General features: G+C 70.6%; 23 protein-coding genes. 12 read left to right on the plus strand and 11 right to left on the minus strand.

Annotated elements, in window-relative coordinates; all coding sequences use genetic code 11:
* Positions 1-39 precede the first annotated feature (39 nt).
* Positions 40-624, minus strand: coding sequence for a helix-turn-helix domain-containing protein (locus BLT99_RS10205; RefSeq protein ID WP_092671839.1), 585 nt, complete (start codon positions 622-624; stop codon positions 40-42).
* A gap of 83 nt (positions 625-707) precedes the next feature.
* Here BLT99_RS10205 and speB point away from each other — a divergent pair, with 83 nt between their 5' ends.
* From speB to BLT99_RS10230, 5 genes are read left to right on the plus strand one after another with little or no spacing between them, the layout of a single operon-like run.
* A complete protein-coding gene (gene speB, locus BLT99_RS10210; RefSeq protein WP_092671842.1) occupies positions 708-1,664 on the plus strand; it encodes an agmatinase in 957 nt (318 codons plus the stop codon).
* A 41-nt stretch (positions 1,665-1,705) separates the two neighbouring features.
* A complete protein-coding gene (locus BLT99_RS10215) occupies positions 1,706-2,122 on the plus strand; it encodes a YybH family protein (RefSeq protein ID WP_092671845.1) in 417 nt (138 codons plus the stop codon).
* 31 nt (positions 2,123-2,153) lie between these two features.
* On the plus strand, positions 2,154-3,557 hold the full coding sequence (locus BLT99_RS10220) for a purine-cytosine permease family protein (RefSeq protein ID WP_092671848.1): 1,404 nt from the start codon (positions 2,154-2,156) through the stop codon (positions 3,555-3,557).
* Positions 3,558-3,559: 2 nt separating this feature from the next.
* A complete protein-coding gene (locus tag BLT99_RS10225) occupies positions 3,560-4,189 on the plus strand; it encodes a cyclase family protein (protein WP_092671851.1) in 630 nt (209 codons plus the stop codon).
* Positions 4,190-4,228: 39 nt separating this feature from the next.
* Positions 4,229-5,284, plus strand: a complete 1,056-nt coding sequence (locus BLT99_RS10230) for a PHP domain-containing protein (protein WP_092671854.1) — start codon at positions 4,229-4,231, stop codon at positions 5,282-5,284.
* A 17-nt stretch (positions 5,285-5,301) separates the two neighbouring features.
* Here the strand turns inward: BLT99_RS10230 and BLT99_RS10235 are convergent, their stop codons facing one another.
* Positions 5,302-5,496, minus strand: a complete 195-nt coding sequence (locus tag BLT99_RS10235; RefSeq protein WP_092671857.1) for a hypothetical protein — start codon at positions 5,494-5,496, stop codon at positions 5,302-5,304.
* Between the two features lie 47 nt (positions 5,497-5,543).
* Entirely contained in the window at positions 5,544-6,485 is a 942-nt protein-coding gene (locus BLT99_RS10240; RefSeq protein WP_092671860.1) for a cytochrome b/b6 domain-containing protein, read from the minus strand.
* 142 nt (positions 6,486-6,627) lie between these two features.
* On the opposite strand from BLT99_RS10240, the gene BLT99_RS10245 reads away from it, so the two are divergent.
* Positions 6,628-7,383 carry an EI24 domain-containing protein gene (locus BLT99_RS10245; RefSeq protein WP_229724322.1) on the plus strand — a complete coding sequence of 252 codons (756 nt, stop codon included), beginning with the start codon at positions 6,628-6,630 and terminating at the stop codon, positions 7,381-7,383.
* Positions 7,384-7,388: 5 nt separating this feature from the next.
* On the opposite strand, the gene BLT99_RS10250 is transcribed toward BLT99_RS10245, so the two are convergent.
* The 6 genes from BLT99_RS10250 to BLT99_RS10275 form a co-directional block, all read right to left on the minus strand.
* Positions 7,389-8,081: an NAD-dependent deacylase gene (locus BLT99_RS10250; protein ID WP_092676060.1), complete on the minus strand. Its 693-nt coding sequence runs from the start codon at positions 8,079-8,081 to the stop codon at positions 7,389-7,391.
* An 11-nt stretch (positions 8,082-8,092) separates the two neighbouring features.
* The gene (locus BLT99_RS10255; protein WP_092671863.1) at positions 8,093-8,698 is read right to left on the minus strand and encodes a class I SAM-dependent methyltransferase; all 606 of its coding nucleotides are present in this window, start codon (positions 8,696-8,698) and stop codon (positions 8,093-8,095) included.
* A 31-nt stretch (positions 8,699-8,729) separates the two neighbouring features.
* Positions 8,730-10,394, minus strand: a complete 1,665-nt coding sequence (locus BLT99_RS10260) for a glycoside hydrolase family 13 protein (protein ID WP_092671866.1) — start codon at positions 10,392-10,394, stop codon at positions 8,730-8,732.
* Positions 10,395-10,511: 117 nt separating this feature from the next.
* Positions 10,512-11,435: a carbohydrate ABC transporter permease gene (locus BLT99_RS10265; protein WP_092671869.1), complete on the minus strand. Its 924-nt coding sequence runs from the start codon at positions 11,433-11,435 to the stop codon at positions 10,512-10,514.
* Complete coding sequence (locus tag BLT99_RS10270; protein ID WP_092671872.1) at positions 11,435-12,400, minus strand: carbohydrate ABC transporter permease; 966 nt, start codon at positions 12,398-12,400, stop codon at positions 11,435-11,437. The genes BLT99_RS10265 and BLT99_RS10270 overlap by 1 nt, the downstream gene beginning before the upstream one ends.
* 28 nt (positions 12,401-12,428) lie before the next feature.
* On the minus strand, positions 12,429-13,646 hold the full coding sequence (locus BLT99_RS10275) for an ABC transporter substrate-binding protein (protein WP_092671875.1): 1,218 nt from the start codon (positions 13,644-13,646) through the stop codon (positions 12,429-12,431).
* A gap of 204 nt (positions 13,647-13,850) precedes the next feature.
* Between BLT99_RS10275 and BLT99_RS10280 the strand changes: the two genes are divergently transcribed.
* A complete protein-coding gene (locus BLT99_RS10280) occupies positions 13,851-15,107 on the plus strand; it encodes an ROK family protein (RefSeq protein WP_157674975.1) in 1,257 nt (418 codons plus the stop codon).
* A 73-nt stretch (positions 15,108-15,180) separates the two neighbouring features.
* Here the strand turns inward: BLT99_RS10280 and BLT99_RS10285 are convergent, their stop codons facing one another.
* A complete protein-coding gene (locus BLT99_RS10285) occupies positions 15,181-16,344 on the minus strand; it encodes an epoxide hydrolase family protein (protein WP_092671881.1) in 1,164 nt (387 codons plus the stop codon).
* Between the two features lie 62 nt (positions 16,345-16,406).
* Here BLT99_RS10285 and BLT99_RS10290 point away from each other — a divergent pair, with 62 nt between their 5' ends.
* The 4 genes from BLT99_RS10290 to BLT99_RS10305 all read left to right on the plus strand — a co-directional run bounded on the left by BLT99_RS10290 (position 16,407) and on the right by BLT99_RS10305 (position 20,237).
* The gene (locus BLT99_RS10290) at positions 16,407-17,375 is read left to right on the plus strand and encodes a helix-turn-helix transcriptional regulator (protein ID WP_092671884.1); all 969 of its coding nucleotides are present in this window, start codon (positions 16,407-16,409) and stop codon (positions 17,373-17,375) included.
* Positions 17,372-17,845: an SRPBCC family protein gene (locus BLT99_RS10295; RefSeq protein WP_157674976.1), complete on the plus strand. Its 474-nt coding sequence runs from the start codon at positions 17,372-17,374 to the stop codon at positions 17,843-17,845. Before BLT99_RS10290 ends, BLT99_RS10295 begins: the two co-directional genes overlap by 4 nt.
* Positions 17,842-18,855 carry an adenosine deaminase gene (locus BLT99_RS10300; protein ID WP_229724323.1) on the plus strand — a complete coding sequence of 338 codons (1,014 nt, stop codon included), beginning with the start codon at positions 17,842-17,844 and terminating at the stop codon, positions 18,853-18,855. Before BLT99_RS10295 ends, BLT99_RS10300 begins: the two co-directional genes overlap by 4 nt.
* Positions 18,856-18,983: 128 nt before the next feature.
* Positions 18,984-20,237, plus strand: a complete 1,254-nt coding sequence (locus BLT99_RS10305; RefSeq protein WP_092671887.1) for an endonuclease/exonuclease/phosphatase family protein — start codon at positions 18,984-18,986, stop codon at positions 20,235-20,237.
* Positions 20,238-20,240: 3 nt separating this feature from the next.
* Here BLT99_RS10305 and BLT99_RS10310 read toward each other — a convergent pair whose 3' ends face one another.
* Positions 20,241-20,837 carry a TetR/AcrR family transcriptional regulator gene (locus tag BLT99_RS10310; protein WP_092671890.1) on the minus strand — a complete coding sequence of 199 codons (597 nt, stop codon included), beginning with the start codon at positions 20,835-20,837 and terminating at the stop codon, positions 20,241-20,243.
* Between the two features lie 130 nt (positions 20,838-20,967).
* On the opposite strand from BLT99_RS10310, the gene BLT99_RS10315 reads away from it, so the two are divergent.
* Positions 20,968-21,804 carry an alpha/beta hydrolase gene (locus BLT99_RS10315; protein ID WP_092671893.1) on the plus strand — a complete coding sequence of 279 codons (837 nt, stop codon included), beginning with the start codon at positions 20,968-20,970 and terminating at the stop codon, positions 21,802-21,804.
* Positions 21,805-21,817 lie beyond the last annotated feature (13 nt).

Consider the following 21,817-nt stretch of genomic DNA (forward strand, 5'->3'; position numbering starts at 1 on the left):
CGGTCGACCGGGTTTGCACGGGCCTTGACGCGGCGCGCCTCAGGCGGAGCCGCTCCATGGCGCGGGGACGAGCACCCACACGACCTCGGCCGGCGAGTCGCCCTCGGCGTTCCAGGTGTGCGGCTCGCGCCCCGGGAAGGTGAGCGCGTCGCCGGCCTCGAGCTCGACGACGCGATCGGCGAACCGCACGCTGACCGCGCCCGAGATGACGTGCAGCACCTCGACGTCGCAGTTCACGGTGTAGAGCTCGTGGCCGCCGTGCGCCCCGGGCTCGAGCGACGAGCGCAGCAGTTGCACGCGGGATTCGCCGCGCGGCGACATGAGGTGCTCCTCGACGTGCACCCCACCGAGGTTGATGCGCGGCGCCTCGGTGCGCGAGACCTTCTGGATCTCGGGTTCGGCGAAGAGCGCGCCGACGGGCAGCGAGAGCACCTGGCAGAGCTGCACGAGGGTCGCGACGCTCGGCGAGGTCTCGTCGCGTTCGAGCCGGCTGAGGAACCCCTTGCTCAGCCCCGTTGACTCGGCAACCTGGGCGAGCGTGAGGCCCTGCGCCATCCGCGTGCTGCGGAGCTTGGCGCCGATGGGGGTTCCGCCGACATCGGCGGAGGGGTGGATGGGACGCAGGGCGGCTCCTCGCGCTTGACGCCGGCGCGTGGCGGGCGTACGGTGTGCTCAAGTTTCCTCAACAGTACTGGAAGTTTCGTAATATGCAACCCACTCCCGAGCACGGCCCGCGCGGCCCGGTAGACGCCAGCGTCGTCCCGCGCTTCGCCGGCATCGCGACCTTCGCCCGCCTGCCGCGCCTCGACGAGGTGGGGCGTACGGATGTCGCGATCGTCGGCGTCCCGTTCGACTCGGGAGTGAGCTACCGCCCGGGCGCTCGATTCGGCCCGTCGCACGTGCGCGAGGCGTCGCGCCTGCTGCGCCCGTACAACCCGGCGCAGGACGTGTTCCCCTTCGGTGCACAGCAGGTCGCCGACGCGGGCGACATCGCGGTGAACCCGTTCGACATCGCCGAGGCTGTCCGTCAGGTCGAGGCGGGGGCCCGCGAGCTGCAGTCCAGCGCGGGCAAGCTCGTCGCCATCGGCGGCGACCACACGATCGCGCTGCCGCTGCTGCGCGCGGTCCACGCCCAGCACGGTCCGGTCGCGGTGCTGCACTTCGACGCGCACCTCGACACGTGGGACACCTACTTCGGCGCTCCCACCACGCACGGCACGCCCTTCCGCCGCGCGAGCGAGCAGGGCCTCATCGACCTCACCGCGAGCATGCACGTCGGCATCCGCGGACCGCTCTACGCCAAGAGCGACCTCGAGGATGACGAGCGGCTCGGCTTCTCGATCGTCACGAGCGAGCACCTCGAGGAGCACGGCGTCGCGAGCGCGATCGATCGCATGCGCGCCCGCATCGGCGACGCGCCGCTCTACATCTCGATCGACATCGACGTGCTCGACCCCGCCCACGCACCCGGCACCGGCACGCCCGAGGCCGGCGGCCTCACGAGCCGCGAACTGCTGCGCATGCTCCGGGCGCTCGCCGACCGGAACATCGTCGGCGCCGACATCGTCGAGGTCGCGCCGGCCTACGATCACGCGCAGCTCACGGCCGTGGCGGCGAGCCACGTCGCGTACGAACTGCTCAGCGCGATGGCGCCCCGCGCCTGATCCCCCACCACCCCTCTCACATCCGGCGAAGGAGCCAGCAGATGTCCGAACCCCGAACCCCCTCCCGCGACGAGGTCGAGACCGCGGCATCCGCCATCGTCGACGCCTTCGCCGCGACCGACGCGCCCCGCTACTTCGCGACGTTCGCGCCCGACGCCACGTTCGTCTTCCACACCGAGCCGGCACGGCTCGACGACCGGGCCGCCTACGAGCGGCTCTGGGCCGAGTGGGTGGCGGGCGGATGGCGCGTCGTCACATGCACGTCGAGCGAACCCGCCGTGCAGCCCTTCCCCGGCGGCGCGGTGTTCAGCCACACGGTCGACACCACCGTCGAGACGCCCGACGGCCAGGACTCCTACCTCGAGCGCGAGACCATCGTCTTCCGCACCGACCCCAACCGCGGACTCGTCGCCGTGCACGAGCACCTCTCCCCCATGCCCGCCTCCGACGCGGCCTGACCGCCCCACCCCCTTACCGAGGAGAACAGCAATGTCGCTCTACACCCGCCTCGAACAACGCCTCGAACGCAACTCCGATGACGCCGGCCCGGTGCGCGGCGAGTTCTCGCTGGTGCGCATCGGCATGATCTGGCTCGCCGCCAACCTCGTCGTCACGACGCTGCTGACCGGCACGCTCTTCATCCCCGAGGTCGACTACGGCCTCGTCATCCTGCTGATCGTCGTCGGCACCCTGATCGGCGCGGTCGTGCTCGTGCTCGTGGGCAACATCGGCACGCGCACGGGCCTGCCGACGATGGCGCTCACGCGCGGTCCGTTCGGCACGCGCGGCAGCCTGCTCCCGGTGACGGCGAACGTCGTCATCCTCATGGGGTGGAGCTGGGTGCAGGCGATGCTCGCGGGGATCGCGCTCGACTTCCTCGTGGCATCCGTCACCGGCGTCTCGATGCCCGTGCTGTGGGCCGTGGTCTGCCAGACGATCGTCGTGATCCTCGCGATCTTCGGCCACGAGGGCATCGCGAGGATCGAGCCGTGGCTCGCGGCGCTCATGCTCGCGATCATGGCGTACATCTTCTTCGTCGCCTTCACGACCTTCACGCCGGCCGAGTACAACGCCATCCCGGAAGCACCCACGATCTACACGCCCATCCTGGTGCTCGACGTGGTCATCGCGACGGCGATTTCGTGGACCGTGCTCTCGGCCGACTTCAACCGGTTCGCGCGCGACAGCAAGGCCGGCATCATCGGATCGGGCATCGGCTACAGCCTCTCGACGATCATCTCGATGGCGCTCGGCGCGACCGCGTTCGCGTTCGTCATCCTGTCGGGCGGCGAGGCGATCCCCTTCGACCCGGTCAGCATCATCGAGCCGCTCGGCTGGCCGCTCGCGATCGTGATCTTCGTCTCGGTCATGGCCACGAACACGATGGTCGTCTACGGCATGGTCACGACCGTCGTGAACGCGGTGCCCGGAACGCGCGTGAAGTTCCTGCCGACCGCGCTGATCCTGGGCGCGATCTCGGTCATCGGCGCGACGTTCTTCGGGCTCCTCAACCAGTTCACGACGTTCCTCGTGACGATCGGCGCGCTGTTCGCGCCGGTGTTCGCGATCATGATCGCGGACTACTACATCGTCAAGCGCGGCGCGTACACGCCCGCGATCCTCGACGCCCGAGGCGGCGGCCGGTACTGGTACCTGGCGGGGGTGAACTGGGCCGCGGTCGCGTCGTGGCTGGTCGGCGCGGTGCTGGTGTACCTCTGGACGTACGTGTGGCCGACGCCGATCGGCGCGACGATCCCCGGCTTCGCGGTGACGTTCGTGCTGTACCTGCTGCTCTCCCTGCGCGAGCGCTCGAAGCACCCCGCCGAGCCGAGTCGGCACCTCTCCCGCACCGCCGAGGGCGTCGAGGACGCGCCGCGCGAGGCGCGGGCCTGACCGTGCGCGACCTCAGCCACCCCATCGCGGACGGCATGATGGTGTACCCCGGTGACCCCGGGGTACACCTCGCGCCCGCGCTCGAGCTCGAACGCGACGGCGCCGCCGTCACGTCGGTGCGGATGGGATCGCACACGGGCACGCACGTCGACGCGCCCGCGCACACCGTCGCGGGCGGCCGCACGATGGACGCGGTCGGGCTCGACGAACTGGTCGGCGACGCGCTCGTCATCCGGGTCGCGGGGCTGGAGGATCGGGCGACGGTCGGGGTCGCCGACCTCGGCGACCTCCCCGAGCGTGTCCCCGCCATCGTCGTGCTCGACACGGGATGGGCCGCGCACTTCGGCAGCGAGCGTGCGCTGCGGCATCCGGCGCTGTCGGCCGAGGCGGCGCGCGAGCTCGTCGACCGCGGGATGCGCGTGCTCGCGGTCGACACGCTGAGCCCCGACCCGACGGATGCCGCGGGGACGACCGACTTCCCGGTGCACGAGATCGTGCTCGGGGCCGACGGGCTCATCGTCGAGAACCTGGCGAACCTCGACGGACTGCCCCCGCGCGTGCGGATCGGCATCTTCCCGGTCCGGCTCGGCACCGACGGCGCTCCCGTGCGCGCGGTCGCCTTCGACGCCTGACCCCTCGACCACCGGCCGTCGCCCCGGCAGACTGGGGCGATGGACCCGGTGCAGGCGCTCGAGGAGATCGCGACGCTGCTCGAGGTGCAGCTCGCCTCGCCGTTCAAGGCGAAGGCCTTCCGGAAGGCGGCCGCGGCGATCGCGCCGCTGTCTGCCGAGGAGGTGCGCGAGCGGGCCGCCGACGGGCGGCTCAAGCGCACGCCGGGCATCGGCGACTCGAGCCTGGGGGTGATCACCGAGGCGCTGGCGGGCGACGTGCCCTCGTACCTCGCCGACCTCCGCGAGAAGGCGGGAGCCGAATCCCGCACCGGCCTGCGGGCCGAGTTGAAGGGCGACCTGCACGCGCACTCGGAATGGTCGGACGGCACGACGAGCATCGCCGCGATGGCGCGCGCCGCGGCATCCGCCGGTCTCGAGTACTTCGCGCTCACCGACCACTCGCCCAACCTGCGCGTCGCGAACGGCCTCTCGCCCGAGCGGCTCGAGTCGCAGCTCGAGATCGTGGCGGCCCTGAATGCCGGGCACGGCGAGGGCGTCGACGACGCCGATGCGCGCGACCGCGGCGACCTCAGCGTGCGGATCCTCACGGGCATCGAGGTCGACATCCTCGAGGACGGCACGCTCGATCAGCGACCCGACCTGCTCGACCGTCTCGACGTGGTGGTCGCGAGCGTGCACTCGAAGCTCCGCGCGCCGGCCGCCGAGATGACGCCGCGGATGCTGCGCGCCATCCGGGATCCGCGGACGAACGTGCTCGGGCACTGCACGGGACGCCTCGTCCAGGGGTCGCGCGGAACCCGGCCGCAGTCGGAGTTCGACGCCGACGCGGTGTTCGCGGCGTGCGCCGAGCACGACGTCGCGGTCGAGATCAACTCGCGCCCAGAGCGTCAGGACCCGCCCGACGACCTGATCCGGCTCGCGCTCGACCACGGATGCCGCTTCTCGATCGACACCGACGGCCACGCGCCGGGGCACTTCGGCTTCCTCGCGCTCGGCGCCGCCCGTGCCGAGGCGGCCGGCATCCCGGCGGAGCGGATCGTCACGACCTGGGACGCCGACCGCCTGGTCGAGTGGGCCGGGTCGAAGAAGCGATGATTCGGCACCGCTGAGCGTCAGCGCTCGATGCTGCTCCGCTCGCCGGCGCGCCCGAGCCACGCACGCAGGGCGAAGAACACCGCGACGGCGACGACCGCGACGACCGCGAGCTTGACGATGAACCACAGCACGCTGAACACGAGGTCGACCACGAACCACGCGATCACGACGGAGGCGATGACGCCGAGGACGATCCAGATGGTGCGGGCCATCCTCCGAGCCTAGCGGCGCTGCGGAGGAGTCCGCCCGTCGGCACCCGTCAGCCCTGGACCCGCCCCGACTTCGCCGCGATCCGCTTGAGCAGCGGCGGCTTCGCGAGCACCCACGCGGCGACCATGACGACGACCGAGAGCGCGAACACCGCGAAGCCGAGCCAGTCGTCGGTGTCGCGTGCGGTGTACATCTGGTTGAGCTTGCGCAGGGCGCCCGTCGTGAAGACGAGCACGACGTGCACGAACGTGAACGCGAGGAAGAACAGCATCACGGGGTAGTGGATGGCGCGCGCCCACTTCTCGGTCGCCGGGCTCGCGAGCGCACCCTCGACCGGCCAGGCCGACGACAGCCGAAGTCCGGTGAGCAGCGCGAGCGGCGCCGCGACGAACACGACCGCGAAGTACGCGAGCTGCTGGAGCGAGTTGTAGACGATCCACGAGTCCTCGGTCGGCCAATCGAGCGAGGCGTACTGCAGCGCCGCGGAGATCGCGTTCGGCACGACCGCCCAGTCGGTCGGCACGATGCGCACCCACTGGCCGGTCGCGAAGAGCAGCACGACGTAGCTCACGCCGGTGATCACCCAGAACGCGTCGAGCCACAGATGGAACCACAGCCAGATCCCCAGCCGACGCGGTGCTCGCTTCGTGCGCGGCCAGCGCGTGTTGTCGCGGGTCCAGAACCCGGGTGGGCGGCGCTTGCCGCGGAGCTCGAACCCGGTCTTCACGAGCAGCGCGAGGAAGAAGGCGTTGAGGAAGTGCTGCCAGCCGAGCCATGCCGGGATGCCGACCGGCGCCTCCTCGGGCGGCGGGACGATGCCGGGGTACTCGGCGACGAACGCCTCGACGGCCGGTATGCCGCGGAGGGCGCGCGCGACCACCACGGCGATGACGAGGGCAACCAGTGCGATGCCGACGCCCCACGCCACTCGCCGGCGCTGCGCCCTCCACCATTCGGCGGCGCGCGAGGGCTTCGTCGAGGTCACGGTCATCTCCGGGCGGTTCCTTCTCCGGTGCGGTCGGCGGGGGCACAAGGCGTTACGACGATAGCGCCGCCGGCTGGGAACGCGTGCGGCGGATGACGCTCCGCGACGAGGGCGGCACGCGCCATCCGCGGTCTCTATGCTGGGGCGGATGCTGAAGGAACTCGCGGCCGGTGCGCGCATGCTGCTGCGCGGCTTCGGATTCTGGCGCCGCGATGCCGGGGTCATGCTGCTCGGACTCGTGCCCGCGGCGATCGTCTTCGCCGCCCTCGTGTGGGGGCTCGTCGCACTCGGCATCGGCCTGCCCGGACTCGTCGACTGGGCGACGCCCTTCGCCGACGGCTGGCAGGAGTTCTGGCGATCGGCGTTCCGCGCGCTCGTCACGGTGGTCGTGTTCGCCGGTGCGGCCGTGCTCGCGTTCGTGACGTTCACCGCGCTCACCCTGATCGTGGGCGATCCGTTCTACGAGCGGATCTGGAAGGCCGTCGAAGCCGATCTCGGCGGAGAAGTGCCGGCCGAGGGCCCCAGCTTCTGGAGCGGCGTGGGCAACTCGCTCGTGCTCGTGGTCCAGGGCGTGCTCTCGGCCGCGGTCGTCGCCGTCGCGGGCTTCGTCCCCGTCGTCGGCGGCGTGCTCGCGGCCGTGCTCGGCGCGGTGCTCACCGGTCGGCTGCTGGCGCGCGAGCTCGCCGCCAGGGCGTTCGACGCCCGGCACCTCGATCCGCGGGTGCGCCGTGCGCTCATCCGGGCGCATCGGTGGCGGTTCCTCGGCTTCGGCGTCGCGACGCAGCTGTGCTTCCTCGTGCCGCTCGGCGCGATCGCCACGATGCCCGCGGCGGTCGCGGGTGCGACGATGCTCGCGAGATCCGTGCTCGACGAGGTGCATCCGGTCGCGGCCGACCGGGCCTGAGCCCGCTATCCGCCGAGGACCTCGTCGACCCACTGCGGCACGAGCACGGTCGCGCGGCCGAGCCGGCTCTCGCTGAAGAACGGCGTGATCTCGCTCTCGGCCAGGTTCAGCTCGAGCGTGGCCGCACCGAACGCCGACGCGGTGAGGACGAATCCGGCCGCGGGGTGCACCGCTCCCGAGGTGCCGATCGCGACGAACCGCTCGCAGGCGACGAGGGCGGCATCGATGTCGTCGAGCCAGTAGGGCATCTCGCCGAACCAGACGACGTCTGGGCGCAGCATCCGCTCGCCGCAGACCGGGCACGGCGGCGCGTCGGCGAGGTCGCCCGGCACGTCGACCCTCGATCCGCAGGCGAGGCACGACGCACGTCCGATCTCACCGTGCATGTGGCGCACGCGCACCGAACCGGCGCGCTCGTGCAGATCGTCGATGTTCTGCGTCACGAGCAGCAAGTCGTCGCCGAGACGGGCTTCGAGGTGGGCGAGGGCGGCGTGCGCGGGGTTCGGGGCGACGGATGCCACGGCGCGGCGGCGTGCGTCGTAGAACCGTTGCACGGTGTCGGGGTCGCGTTCGAACGCCTCGGGCGTCGCGACGTCCTCCACTCGGTGCCCCTCCCACAGCCCGCCGGCATCGCGGAACGTGGGCACGCCGCTCTCGGCCGAGATGCCGGCGCCCGTGAGCACGACGAGGCGCGGCATGCCGCCCAGCGTCATACGGCCGCCTCGGGCACACGTCCGCTGAAGAGCAGCACCCGGGTCGGGCCGAACGGGAACGACGGCACGCGCACCATCCGGACGTCGTCGCCGGTGAAGCCCGCGGCGGCGAGCGCGGCCCCCGTGTCACGATCCCAGTGGCACCCGTGGCAGAACCGCGTCGAGAACGGCGTGACGACGTGCTGGATGGCGCGCTTGAGCGTGCGCGGCGGGGCGATGACGTGGTCGACGAACACCACGCGTCCGCCGGGGCGCAGCACGCGTCGCACCTCGGCGAGCGCGGCACCCTGGTCGCGTACCGAGCACAGCACATAGGTGCCGACCACCGCGTCGACCGAGGCGTCGGGCAGCGGGATCGACTCCGCGACCGCGTCGAGCGGTTCCCCCGCGTGTCGCCAGGCGCGCGCCTGCTGCGCGAGCTCGACGCGCCGGTCGAAGTCGGGCTCGAGCCCGATCCACTCGACGTCCTCGTGAAAGGCGCCGAAGTTCGCGCCCTCGCCGGCACCGATCTCGAGCACGCGACCGCGCACGCGTCCGATCGCCTCGCGTTCGAGGTCGTCGAGCGCGTCGTCGGTGATCAGCTCGGGCCGCGCGGCGTCCATGTGGTCATGCGACCACGCGAGGCGGCGCCCGTCAAGCGCGCAACCACACCGTCGTCTCGCCGGGCAGCCGACCGTGCTCGAGCGGCCCGCTCGCCACCAGCGGCACCCCCTCGGGAAGCTCGGCGGGTTCGGTCCCGAAGTTCATCACGACGTGCCACCCGTGCGGACGGCGGAAGTGGACCACCTCGGGATCGGCGGTCGGGAGCCACTCCAGCTCCTCGGACGTCTGGAGGTCGGACCGCAGCAGCAGCGCGCGGCGGTACATCCACAGGGTGGATGACGGGTCGTCGGCCTGCGCATCGGCCGCGAGCTCGCCGAACCACTCCGGCTGCGGCAGGTGCGCGCCGGCCGGGCCGAACCCGAACGACCCGTCGGCGGTGGTCCAGGGCAGCGGCACGCGGCACCCGTCACGGCCGACGTCCACGCCGGGGTTCCGGAAGTAGGAGGGGTCCTGGCGCGAGGTCGCCGGGATCTCGGCGACCTCGTGCAGGCCGAGCTCCTCGCCCTGGTACAGGTAGGCCGAGCCGGGAAGGGCCAGCATGAACAGGCTCGCGGCGCGAGCCCGTCGAAGGCCGCGCTCCCGGTCGAGCACGGGCAGGGTGCCGCCCGAGAGCAACCAGGCCGCGCCGTGCTTCTCCTCGGGGTCGGATGGCTCGGGGAGCCCGTACCGCGTGGCATGCCTGACGACGTCGTGGTTGGACAGCACCCACGTGGTCGACGAGCCGGAAGCGGCGGCGAGGGCGAGGTTCGCGTCGACGATCCGACGGAACGCGTGCGGGTCGAACGGCGCCTCGAGCAGGTCGAAGTTGAACGCCTGCCCGAGGCCCTCCACGCTCGCGTAGCGCGGGCGCCGGTGGGATTCGACCCAGGCCTCGGCCACGCCGATGCGGGGCGGCGAGTACTCGTCGAAGAGCCGGCGCCATTCGGCGTAGATCTCGTGCACCTCGTCGCGGTCCCAGAGCGGGTGGGCGCCGTCGCGCGGCAGCGCGTCGAGCGTCGCCTGATCGGGCAGGTCGTCACCGAGGCGCTTGGCGAGGCCGTGGGCGACGTCGATGCGGAACCCGTCGACCCCGCGGTCCGACCAGAACCGCAGGGTCGTGAGGAAGTCCTCGCGCACGTCGGGGTTGTCCCAGTTGAGGTCGGGCTGCTCGCGGGCGAAGTAGTGCAGGTACCACTGCCCGTCGCCCACCGGCTCCCAGGCGGATCCCCCGAACGCGCTGGTCCAGTCGGCGGGCGGCGACGCGCCATCCGGCCCCAGGCCGTCGCGGAAGATGTAGCGGGCGCGGGCCGCGGACCCGCGCGGCGACGCGATCGCCTCGCGGAACCACTCGTGACGGTCGGAGGTGTGGTTCGGGACGATGTCCACGATCACACGAATGGCGGCGTCGTGGAGCGCCTCCACGAGCGCGTCGAAGTCGGCGATGGTGCCGAGCCGCGGATCGACGTCGCGGTAGTCGTCGACGTCGTACCCGCCGTCGGCCAGCGCCGACGGGTAGAACGGGCTGAGCCACACGGCGTCGATTCCCAGCCGGCGCAGGTAGGGCACGCGAGAGAGGATGCCGCGCAGGTCGCCGATGCCGTCGCCGTCGGCGTCGGCGAAGCTGCGCGGGTAGATCTGGTACACCGCAGCCTGGCGCCACCAGTCGGCATCCGCCCGGGTCCGGTCGAGGTCGGGGCGTGCGAGGAGGTCGGACATGTTCGTGGTCGGCTCTTTCATTCGGAGGGCGTGCTCGGTCGGATGGCGTGCTCGGTCGGAGGAGGGACGCTCGGTCGGTGGATGGGGTGCTCGGTCGGCAGCGTGTACCGGAAGGGCTCAGCCCTTGACCGCTCCCTGGGTGACGCCCTCCATGACCCATCGCTGCGTGAAGAGGTACACGATGATGGCCGGCGCCATCGCCATGAGGTACGACGCGAACGACACGTTGTAGTTGTTGCTGAACTGCGTCTGGAAGATCGACTGCACGACCGGAAGCGTCTGCTGGGCCGAGTCGGCGATGATCAGGGACGGCATCATGAAGTCGTTCCACGAGGCGAGGAAGGCGAAGATCGCGACCGTCGCGCTCATCGGCGCGAGCAGCGGAAAGATCAGCTGACGGAAGGTCTGCCAGGTCGTCGCGCCGTCGATGCGGGCGCTCTCCTCGAGCTCGAGCGGGATGGAGCGCAGGAACGCCGTGAACAGCAGGATGCTGAACGACAGCTCGAACATGATCTTCAGGATGATGACGCCGACCGGGTTCGCGAGGCCGACGAGCCCCGTCAGCTGGATCTGCGGGAGCGCGACGACCGGGAACGGCAGGAACAGCGCCGTGAGCAGGTAGAAGAACGACCAGCGGAAGAGCCGGTGGTCCCAGTTCCGCACGATCGCGTACGACGCGAGCGCACCCAGGATCACCGTGCCGACCACGGTTCCGGCGGTGATGAAGAGCGAGATCATGAAGGCGACGGGGAAGTTGGTCAGCTCCCACGCCTGCGCGAACCCGGAGAAGTCGATCGGGTTCGGGAGCGAGAACGCGTTGCCGTCGACCGCCTGCGATGTCGACTTGAGCGACATCGAGATCGTCACGTACAGCGGGAGGAGCACGGTCAGCGCGCAGAGGAGCAGGATGACGAAGGTCGTCCAGTTCGTGCGCTCCTGGCCGACTCGGCGCCGGCGGCGCGGCGCGGTCGCGGCGACGGCATCGTCGCGGGTGCGGGTGGTCGTGACGGAAGCGGGCAGTCGCTTCGTTGCCGTGGTCATCAGATCGCCGCCCTTCCGCGGGAGATTCGGAGTTGGAGGACCGAGAGGGCCACGGCGATGATGAAGAAGATCGTCGCGTTGGCCATCTGGTAGGCGTAGTCGCCTCCGGTGAAGCCGGTGAAGATCGTCATCGCGATGCTCCGCGTCGCCGTTCCGGGGCCGCCGTTGGTGAGGCCGACGATGACCTCGTAGACGTTCAGGTAGTTCTTGAAGCCGATGATCACGTTGATCACGACGTACCCCGCGACGAGCGGGAGCGTCACCGACCAGAGACGACGGGCCGCGCTCGCGCCGTCGATGTCGGCGGCCTCGTAGACGTCGCCCGGGATCGAGAGCAACCCGGCGATGTAGATCAGCAGGGTCGCCGGGATCGACTGCCAGGCGGTCACGATCACGATCGAGACCCAGGCGAGATCGGGGTTCGCGAGGATCGACTCCGACAGCCAGGGGATGCCGGCGGCCGCGCCGAATGCCGGCAGCGAGTTCGAGAAGAGGAAGTTGAAGACGTAGGCGATCACGATCGCCGAGATCACCATCGGGATCACGAACACCGCGCGCAGCGGCGTCTTCAACTTGATTCGCGAGGTGAGGCCCACCGCGAGCAGGAACGCGATGACGTTGACCAGCAGCACCGTCACGATCGCGAAGCCGAACGTGAAGCCGTAGCTGGCCAGGATCGCCGGGTCGGTGAAGGCCGCGATGTAGTTCGTGAACCCGATGAACTGCCAGTCGCCGAACCCGATGAAGTTCGTGAACGAGTAGAAGATGCCGAGCACCGCCGGGACCGTGATCGCGAGCGTGAACACCACGAGGGTGGGGATCAGGAACCAGTAGTAGATCGGGTCGACCCGAGGGCGCCCCCGCTTGTCGTGGGCGGCGCCCGCGAGGTGGTCGACCTGGCCGTGCTCGGCCTCGTCGACCAGCGCGCCGGCCGAGGCCGCCGCGGTCGTGATCGGAGTGCTCATGGCAGGAGTCCTCTCTCGGTTCGGCCGGTCAGCCGCGCAGCGCGAGCCGCGCCCAGTCGGCGTCGATCTTGGCGAGCGTCTCGGGGATGTCCCCGCCGGTCGCCATGGTCTGGATGTAGTTGTCGATCGGGATGGTCAGCGGGATCGACCGCGAGAGGCCCTGGTAGAAGGCGCCGTCGTCGTAGTACTCCTGCATCGGGACGATCCGTTCGTCGGTCACCGGTGCGGCGTCGGTGGTCGTGCCGAAGCCGAGGAACGCCGCGTTGTACTCGTCCATGACCTCGGGCTGCATGAGGTACGACACGAACTCCCGTGCGGCCTCCTTCTCGGTGCTCGCCTCTGGGATCCAGAGGGCGAGGTCGAGGTTGACCCGGACCTTGAGGTCGTCGGGGTCGTCAGAGGAGGGCAACGGGAACGTCGCCAGTTCGAGGTCGGGATTCGTCTTCGCGATCTCGCCGAACGCCCACGGACCCTGCATGTACATCGCCGCCTCGCCGTTCGCGAAGGCGACGTTCCCGTCGCCGTAGCCCCGGCTCTCGGCGTCGTCGTTGGAGTAGTCGGCGAGCTGCTTCATCTTCTCGGAGGGCTCGAGGATCGTCTTCTGGAACGAGACCTCGGAGTCGGGGCCGACCTCGGTGCCGAGCTCCTCCATCTTCGTGAGGAACTCCGGGACATCGACCAACCCGCCCACGGAGTAGTCGAAGAGACCCTGGCCGAGGGTCCACGTGTCCTTGAACGTGCTGTAGATCGGGGTGACGCCCGCGGCCTCGAGCTCGTCGCAGACCGCGATCAGCTCGTCCCAGGTCGTCGGCACCTCGAGGCCGTTCTCCTCGAAGATCTCGACGTTGTAGATGACGGATGCCGCGGCCACCGAATACGGCAGCACGCTCGTGCGGCCGGGGTAGGTCGCGTACTGATCGACGAGATCCTGCACCTCGGGGCGGATGCGGTCGGCCTCGGGCATGTCGGAGAGGTCGGAGAGTGCCCCGCGCTCCATGAACCGCGCCATCTCGTAGTTGTAGTTGAGCAGCCCGACATCGGGAGGATTGCCGCGCAGGAAGCCGGCCGACAGGTTCGAGGCGGTGTCGAGCGTGACGCGCACGTCGTCTTGCTCGGCGTTGAACTGCTCGACGAGATCGCGGAAGTACGGGATCGCCTCGGGCTTGGACATGTGGAACGTGATCTCGGCCCGGCCGCCGCCGCCGGCACCGGCGCAGCCGGACAGCGCGAGCACGGCGCCCAGCATTCCCGCGGTCGCGATCGCGAGCGGTGCGCGGCGACGCGCGCGCCGGGCTCGGGCAGTGTGTCGGATGTCGCGATGAGGCACGTCGTCGTCTCCCCGTGTTCCGGGCCGTCGCCACATGGCGCCGCTGCCCTGCTAAGTAAATTTAGACTATATATTTACTTGTTGTCGTAAATAATGACGGAGGGGCAGGGAGGTGTCAAGCGGATGAAGCAGATCGACCAGGAGATCGGTGCGGCGACGTCGCCGCAGGTGCTGCGCCGAGTCAACGCCCGCCGGGTCCTCGAGCACGCCTGGCGCACCGGGGCGTTCACCGCGTCCGATGCGATGGCCGCCACCGGCCTCACGCGCTCGACCGTGATCGGCGTGTGCGACGAGCTGCTGCGGCAGGGCTGGCTCGAAGAGCTCCAGGACGCGCGCGCCGTGGGCGCCTACACGAAGGGGCGCCCGGCGCGACGGTACGCGCTGCGCGAGCGGGCGGCGGTCGTCGTCGGCGTCGATGCGGGGTACGACCACGTCTCGGCGGCGGTGGCCGACCTTCGCGGCACGATCCTCGGCACCCACGGGGCCGTGATCCCGGCGCCCGGCCCTGAGCACATCGAACGCCTCGCCGACGCCGAACAGCGTCGCACGCTCGCTCGTGCGGCCGTGGCGGGTGCACTGCAGGACGCGAACGCCGACGGCAGCGAGGTGCTCGCCATTACGGTCGCGGTGCCCGCACCGGCCGATCGCGACGGCGCGTCCCCTGCCGAGGACTGGTTCTGGAGTCTCACGAACCCCGGCTACGCCGACCTGTTCGAAGCCTCGGCCGAGCTCGTCACGGTCGAGAACGACGCGAACCTCGCGGCGATCGCGGAACGTTCGGTCGCTGCGGGCGGCGGTCGAGACGTGGACTCGTTCATCGCGCTGATCGTCGGCGAGGGGCTCGGTGCGGGCCTCATGCTCGACGGACGCCTCGTCCGCGGGCGCCGCGGCGGTGCGGGCGAGCTGCGCTTCCTCGACCGCGTCGAGGGCGTCGGCTCGGCCGACGGCGTCGCACTCCTCGCCCGGCGGTGGGCGGTCGAGGCGATCCGCGCCGGCCTCCCGTCCGACAGCGCGCTCGGCCTGCTGGATCCCCTCGACCTGGACGAGGGCGCCGTCGGCGATGCCGCGCTGGCCGGCGACCCTGCCGCCATCGACATCATCGACCGGCTCGCGGCGCGCCTCGCGCGGATCTGCCTCCTGCTGGGCGACCTCCTCGACGTCGACCGCGTCGTCGTCAGCGGCGCCGCCGCAGCATCGCTGCCGATGGTCATCACGCGCGCCGCGGCGATCCTCGACGAAAGTGGGGACCCCACCGCGCCAGAGCTCCGACGGTCGGAACTCGGCGACCGCTGCGTCACCCTCGGGGCGATCGAGCACGCCCTCGGGCAGGTGCGCGAGCGTGCACTCGACCTGACCCCCACCGTGCGCGGCGCAGCCTGAACGCCGCGCAGACGACGAGCGGATGTCGCGAGCCTGCGCCCGCGACATCCGCTCGTCACACCGTGCCTCGGCGTCAGCCTCGCAGCGTGGCGAAGAACGCCCGGATGTCGCCGACGACGTCCTCGGGGACCTCGAGCGCGGCGAAGTGCCCGCCCTGCTCGAAGCGGCGCCAGTGCACGATGTTCGAGTTGTCGCGCTCGGCGAAGACCTTGATCGTCTGGAAGTCGTCCTTGAACACGGCCACGCCCGTCGGCGCGTCGTTGACCTTCGGCTCGGCCTGGACGCGGGCGTCCTCGAGGTAGACGCGGCTCATGCCGGCGGCGGCGTTCGCGAACCAGTTCACCGTGACCTCGGTGAGGATCTTCTCGAGCGGGACGAGCGAGGTGCCGTTGCCGAACGAGTTGAAGAGCTCGCTGTAGGCGAGCAGGCCGACCGGCGAGTCGCTGAGTCCGACCGCGACCGTCTGCGGGCGACTGGCGTTCATCGTGTTGTAGCCGCCGACGGACTGGAACCACTGCATGTGCTCGAGACCGGCGTAATCCTGCGGCCCGAGCTTCTCGAACTCGGCCGGATCGCCCGACGGGAACGAGAACAGCTGCAGCACGTGCAGGCCGAGGAAGCCGTGGGGGTTCAGCAGGCCGAGCTCGCGAGCGACCATCGCGCCGTTGTCGGAGCCGTGGATCCCGTACTCGGTGTAGCCGAGCCGTCGCATGAGCTCGTCGTACGCTCGGGCGACTCGGGCTGTGGCCCAGCCGGGCTCGGTGACGGGATTCGAGAAGCCGAAGCCGGGGGCATCCGGCACCACGACGTCGAACGCGTCCTCCGCGCGTCCACCGTGCGCGACCGGGTCGAAGAGCGGGCCGATCAGGTCGAGGTAGTCGAGCGAGGAGCCGGGGTAGGTGTGCGCGAGCAGCAGCGGTGTCGCGCCCTCGTGCGGCGAGCGCACGTGGATGAAGTGGATCGGCTGCCCGTCGATCTCGGTCATGAAGTGCGGCACGGCGTTGATGCGGGCCTCCTCGGCGCGCCAGTCGTAGGTCGAGCGCCATTGCTCGACCGCGTCGCGGAGGTAGGCGTTCGGCGTGCCGTAGCTCCAGTCGTCACCGGGCGCCGGCTGCGGAAGGCGCGTGCGGGCGAGGCGGTCCATGAGGTCGTCGAGCTGGGCCTGGTCGACCTCGATGCGGAACGGGCGGATGTCGGTGGCGGCGGTGGTGTTCGGGGTGTTCGTCGTGTTCGTCATGTCTCCGACGCTACGGTGCAATCAGGCACGTTTGATTCCTAATAGTCGAGGAAGATCGAGACATGTCCGACACCGCCGCGAGGATGCTCGCACTCCTCTCCCTGCTCCAGTCGCGACCAGGCTGGACCGGCTCCGAACTCTCCCAGCGCCTGGGGGTCTCGACCCGCACGATCCGCAACGACATCGAGCGGCTCCGCGAGCTCGACTACCCCGTCGACGCAACCCGCGGGGCCGCCGGCGGCTACCGTCTCGGCGCGGGCGGCAGGCTGCCGCCGCTGCTGCTCGACGACGAGGAGGCGGTCGCCGTGGCGATCGGGCTCCGCGAGGCGACCGGGGTCGCGGGCGTCGAGGAGTCGAGCGCCCGTGCCCTGGCGAAGCTCGAGCAGGTGCTGCCGTCGCGCTTGCGTCCGGTCGTCGCCGCGATCGGTTCGGTCGTCGACCGGGCGCCCGAGAACACGGGCACGGACGCGCCCGATCCCGAGGTCGACCCCGCCGTGCTCGCGGCGATCGCCGCCGCGATCCGTGATGTCGAGTGGTTCCGATTCACCGACCGCGGCACGCCCCGCCTGGTCGAGCCGTACCGGCTGCTCAGCTGGCAGCGCCGGTGGTACCTCGTCGGCCGCGATCCCGACACGGGCGAGTGGGGCACGTACCGGGCGGACTGGCTCGAGCCGCGGATGCCGACGCGACGCCGCTTCACCCCCGTACCGCTGCCCGGCGGCGACTACACCGCGTTCGCCATGCGCTCGATCGCCGCGAGTGGATGGAAGGTGCACGCTCGCCTGCGGATCGCGGCATCCGCCGACGCCGTACTCGACCGCATCAACCCGGCCGTCGGTGTCGTCGAGGCGGTCTCGGACGCGGAATCCGTGCTGGTGACCGGCGCCGACACGCTCGACACCATCGGCGCCTACATCGGCATGCTCGGCATGGACTTCACGGTCGAATCGCCGCCCGAGCTCGTCCAGCTGCTCAGGACGCTGTCGGAGCGCTATGCACGCGCGGCCGACGGTGGGACGCTGGGGGCGTGACGACGACCATCGAGCGGCACATCGAGATCGAGGCAGCCCCCGAGGTGGTCTTCGACCTCGTCGCCGACCTGCACGGCTACGGTCGCTGGCTGCCGTCGGCGGGCGACTACGAGGGCACGAGCGAGGTCTCGCCCCCGCCGGTCGCGGTCGGCACGACCTACGTCGAGCACAGCCGCCGCGGCGTGCGCCACGGGCGGGTCATCGCCTTCGAGCGGCCGGCACGCGTCGCCTTCCGTCAGCCGATGACCCTGCGCCCGCGCGTGGCCGGGACGATCGACAGCACCGTGACGATGGCGGTGGGCTCGAACGGCGACCGCACGCATGTCACGCGAACGGTCGAGCTCGGGATCCCTCGGCGCATCGGTCTCCTCCGGCCCGTGATCGTCGGGCGCTACGCGCGCGAGAGCGAGCGGATGCTGCGGGCGCTGAAATCCCACGCGGAAGCCGTGGGGATGACGGAGCCTCCATGACGGCGAACGTGATCGACTGGCCGACGGCCGAGCTGCACGTGCACCTCGAGGGCACGATGGAGGTCGAGCTGCTCGTCGAGCTCGCACGCCGCAACGGCGTCGTCCTGCCCACCTACGACCCCGACGTGCTGCGCGAGTCGTACGCGTTCGCCGACCTGCAGGAGTTCCTCGACCGCCTCTACGCCAACCTCGGGGTGCTGCGCACCGAGCAGGACTTCCACGACCTCGCGAGCGCCTACCTGCGGCGCGCGCACCGGGCGAGCGTGCGCCGGGCCGAGATGTTCTTCGACCCGCAGACGCACCTCGGCAACGGCATTCCGTTCGAGGCCGTGATCGGCGGCCTCGCGTCGGCGCTCGACGAGGCACGGCGCGATCTCGGCATGTCGATCGCGCTCATCCCCTGCCTCCTGCGCGAGCGCGGGGCGGATGCCGCGATGGACATGCTCGACGTGATCCTGCCGTTCCGCGAGCACTTCGTCGGCCTGGGCATGGTGTCGACCGAGGTCGGCCACCCGCCGCACCTGTTCGCCGAGGTCTATGCGCGCGCCGCTTCCGCGGGGCTCCACCTCGTCGCGCACGCCGGCGAGGAGGGTCCGCCCGAGTACGTGCGCGAGGCCGTGGACGTGCTGCACGTCGAACGGGTCGACCACGGCAACCGGTCCATGGAGGATCCGGACCTCGTGCGGCGGCTCGCCGAGCTGCGGATGCCGCTCACCGTCTGCCCGCTCTCGAACGTGGCGCTCGGCACCGCGCCGCGCGAGCTGTCGCGGCATCCGCTGCCCGCGATGATGGCCGCGGGACTCGTCGTGACGGTCAACAGCGACGACCCGGCGTACTTCGGCGGCTACATCGATGACAATTACCGCGCGATCGCTTCGGCGCTGCCCTTGGATGCCGAAGCCCTGGCGACCCTCGCCCGCAACTCGTTCACGGCGAGCTTCGCCGAGCCCCGCGAGAAGGACACATGGATCGCCGAGGTCGATGCGGTGCTCGCGGCCGCCACCGGCTGACGGATGGCACCGAACGGGCATCGACTGAGGGACATCCGGTCACTGCCCGTTCTTCCGGACTCCACCTCACCGGCCTAGCGTGGGGTCAGCAGTCGCCATCGCCGATGTCGCCGAGAAGGAGAACGCGCATGTCCACGAGACGCCGCCGCACCACCGCCGCACTCACTGCAACCGCCACGCTGATCGGAGCCGCCGCCGTCACCTCGCTCGCCGGCCCGGCCGCCGCGGCACCGCCCGAAGGGAGCGGCACCACCGACGTGCGCGTGGCGACCTACAATCTCTCGCTCAACCGCAACGCCGCCGGCCAGCTCATCGACGACCTGTCGACACCCACCAACGACCAGGCGCAGACGGTGGCCGAGATCATCCAGCGCACGAACCCCGACATCGTCCTGCTCAACGAGTTCGACTTCGACGACGAGGGGCTCGCGGTCGACCTCTTCCGCGAGAACTACCTCGAGGTGTCGCAGGGCGGCGCCGACCCGGTGGAGTACCCGTACGCGTTCGTCGCGCCGTCGAACACCGGTATCCCGAGCGGCTTCGACCTCAACAACAACGGCACGATCGGCGGCGGCGACGATGCGTTCGGCTTCGGGCTCTTCCCCGGTCAATACGGCATGGCGGTGCTCTCGAAGTACCCGATCGACACCGACGCCGTCCGTACGTTCCAGCACTTCCTCTGGAAGGACATGCCCGGCGCACTGCTGCCCGACGATCCGAACACGGCCGCACCGGCTGACTGGTACTCGCCCGCCGAGCTCGACGTCTTCCGGCTGTCGAGCAAGTCGCACTGGGATGTCCCGGTCGACGTGGACGGCCGCACCGTGCACGTCCTCGCGTCGCACCCGACCCCGCCCACCTTCGACGGCGCCGAGGACCGCAACGGCACGCGCAACCACGACGAGATCCGCTTCTGGGCCGACTACGTGACGCCTGGCGCGGCCTCCAGGTACATCTACGACGACGAGCGCGTCCACGGCGGCCTGAAGCCCGGCGAGTCCTTCGTGATCCTCGGCGACCAGAACGCCGACCCGCTCGACGGCGACTCGACGGAGGACGCCATCCTGCAGTTCCTCGACCACCCGCGCCTCACCGACCCGCTGCCCACCTCGGAGGGTGCCGTCGAGGCGTCAGAGATCCAGGGCGGCGCGAACCTCACGCACGAGGGCGACCCGGCGTACGACACCGCCGACTTCAACGACAACCCCGCGCCCGGCAACCTGCGTGCGGACTACGTGCTGCCCTCGCGCGACCTGCGCGTGCTCGACGCCGGGGTCTTCTGGCCGGTGTCGAGCGATCCGCTCTCGGCGCTCACGGGCAACTTCCCGTTCCCATCGAGCGACCACCGGCTGGTCTGGGTCGACCTGCGCGTGCACGGGTAGCGGCTACTCCCCCGCCGAGGTGCCGGGCACGCCCGCGATGCGGCGGGCGGATGCCACGAACGCGGGACGCACGCGGTCCCAGCCGTCGAGGTATCCGCCCACCATCGCGGCGTCGCGGAGCAGCACCAGCTCCGCGGCGGACTCGGCGGGCTCAGGAGCACCCGCGGCACCGAGGAGCTCCTCGAGCTCGGAACGGAACCACTCGCGATGCCGCGCGACGGTCGTGCGGACTCCGCTCGCAGCATCCGGGTACTCGGCTGCGGCGTTGATGAACGGGCAGCCGCGCGTGTGGTGGCGCGCGATGTCGTCGGCGAGGCCGTCGATCACCAGGTCGACCAAGGGCGCCGGCTCGGCACCGGTGGCCTCGGCCGCCGCGAAGGCCGCCTTGATGTTCGCGTCCTCCACGCCGAGATACGCCTCGACCAGCGACTCCTTGCTCGGGAAGTGGCGATAGAACGTCGCCCGCGTGACGCCGGCCTCGGCGATGATGCGGTCGACCCCGACGGCGTGGATGCCCTCGCGGTAGAAGAGCTCGCTGGCGGTCGCGAGCAGGCGCTCACGCGCCGCTGAGGTGCCGCTCGATGTCGTTCGCGTTGCCACGTCGTAAATGATAGAACGATCTTTCTCTTTTTGGCTTGACACAGGATCGCGCCCGGGCGTACCGTGTGGGAATACCAAGACAGAACGATCGTTCTACTTCTCATCGACGTACCGACAAGGAGCACGAATCATGAGCAGCACCACCAAGGCCCCCATCGTCCTGATCCACGGGCTCTGGATGACCCCGAAGAGCTGGGACACGTGGGCCGAGCGCTTCCGCGCCTCCGGCCACGAGGTCATCGTGCCCGGATGGCCCGGCATCGACGACCGGTCCGTGAGCGACATCCGCTCGAACCCCGAACCGCTGAAGGGCATCGGCCTGAAGCAGATCGTGGACCACTACGAGGGGATCATCCGGGCGCTGCCGCAGAAGCCCCTCATCATGGGCCATTCGTTCGGCGGCGTCATCACCCAGATGCTCGCCGACCGGGGGCTCGGCGCCGCCTACGTCGGTGTGACGCCCGGCCAGGCGGCCGGCATCACGACGCTCCCGCCGTCGACGCTGCGCACCGGCTTCCCGATCCTGTCGAACCCGTTCGACCGCAACGGGGCGCGCCCGATCTCGAAGCGCCACTTCCACTTCACGTTCGGCAACGACCTCACCCGCGAGGCATCCGACCGCATCTGGGAGGAGTACGCGGTGAACTCCTACAACCGCGTGTTCTTCGAGGGCGTCGCCTCGACGCTCAACGAGAAGGGCGGCGTGACCCACGTCGACTACGGCCGCACCGATCGCGCGCCCCTGCTCGTCATCACCGGGGAGATCGACCACGTCGTGCCGCCGGCCATCGGGCGAGCCATCGTCAAGAAGTACCGTTCGACCGGCAGCCCCGCGATCGTCGACTACCGGGAGTTCCCGGGCCGGACCCACCGGATCGTCAGCCAGGACGGATGGCAGGAGGTCGCCGACTTCGCGCTCGCCTGGGCGGTCGAGCACGCCGAGCTGCAGCCCGCCGACGCCTCCTGACGGCGGCGCCCGC

Origin of the sequence: Agromyces flavus (genome assembly GCF_900104685.1) — a bacterium.
GTDB classification, from domain to species: Bacteria; Actinomycetota; Actinomycetes; order Actinomycetales; family Microbacteriaceae; genus Agromyces; species Agromyces flavus.

Bases quoted from the DNA above. Each gene is read 5' to 3' on its own strand.
- speB (WP_092671842.1), top strand. From the start codon at position 708: ATGCAACCCACTCCCGAGCACGGCCCGCGCGGCCCGGTAGACGCCAGC.
- BLT99_RS10215 (WP_092671845.1), top strand. From the start codon at position 1,706: ATGTCCGAACCCCGAACCCCCTCCCGCGACGAGGTCGAGACCGCGGCA.
- BLT99_RS10220 (WP_092671848.1), top strand. From the start codon at position 2,154: ATGTCGCTCTACACCCGCCTCGAACAACGCCTCGAACGCAACTCCGAT.
- BLT99_RS10230 (WP_092671854.1), top strand. From the start codon at position 4,229: ATGGACCCGGTGCAGGCGCTCGAGGAGATCGCGACGCTGCTCGAGGTG.
- BLT99_RS10235 (WP_092671857.1), bottom strand. From the start codon at position 5,496: ATGGCCCGCACCATCTGGATCGTCCTCGGCGTCATCGCCTCCGTCGTG.
- BLT99_RS10240 (WP_092671860.1), bottom strand. From the start codon at position 6,485: ATGACCGTGACCTCGACGAAGCCCTCGCGCGCCGCCGAATGGTGGAGG.
- BLT99_RS10245 (WP_229724322.1), top strand. From the start codon at position 6,628: ATGCTGAAGGAACTCGCGGCCGGTGCGCGCATGCTGCTGCGCGGCTTC.
- BLT99_RS10250 (WP_092676060.1), bottom strand. From the start codon at position 8,081: ATGCCGCGCCTCGTCGTGCTCACGGGCGCCGGCATCTCGGCCGAGAGC.
- BLT99_RS10255 (WP_092671863.1), bottom strand. From the start codon at position 8,698: ATGGACGCCGCGCGGCCCGAGCTGATCACCGACGACGCGCTCGACGAC.
- BLT99_RS10260 (WP_092671866.1), bottom strand. From the start codon at position 10,394: ATGTCCGACCTCCTCGCACGCCCCGACCTCGACCGGACCCGGGCGGAT.
- BLT99_RS10265 (WP_092671869.1), bottom strand. From the start codon at position 11,435: ATGACCACGGCAACGAAGCGACTGCCCGCTTCCGTCACGACCACCCGC.
- BLT99_RS10270 (WP_092671872.1), bottom strand. From the start codon at position 12,400: ATGAGCACTCCGATCACGACCGCGGCGGCCTCGGCCGGCGCGCTGGTC.
- BLT99_RS10275 (WP_092671875.1), bottom strand. From the start codon at position 13,646: ATGCTGGGCGCCGTGCTCGCGCTGTCCGGCTGCGCCGGTGCCGGCGGC.
- BLT99_RS10280 (WP_157674975.1), top strand. From the start codon at position 13,851: ATGAAGCAGATCGACCAGGAGATCGGTGCGGCGACGTCGCCGCAGGTG.
- BLT99_RS10285 (WP_092671881.1), bottom strand. From the start codon at position 16,344: ATGACGAACACGACGAACACCCCGAACACCACCGCCGCCACCGACATC.
- BLT99_RS10290 (WP_092671884.1), top strand. From the start codon at position 16,407: ATGTCCGACACCGCCGCGAGGATGCTCGCACTCCTCTCCCTGCTCCAG.
- BLT99_RS10300 (WP_229724323.1), top strand. From the start codon at position 17,842: ATGACGGCGAACGTGATCGACTGGCCGACGGCCGAGCTGCACGTGCAC.
- BLT99_RS10305 (WP_092671887.1), top strand. From the start codon at position 18,984: ATGTCCACGAGACGCCGCCGCACCACCGCCGCACTCACTGCAACCGCC.
- BLT99_RS10315 (WP_092671893.1), top strand. From the start codon at position 20,968: ATGAGCAGCACCACCAAGGCCCCCATCGTCCTGATCCACGGGCTCTGG.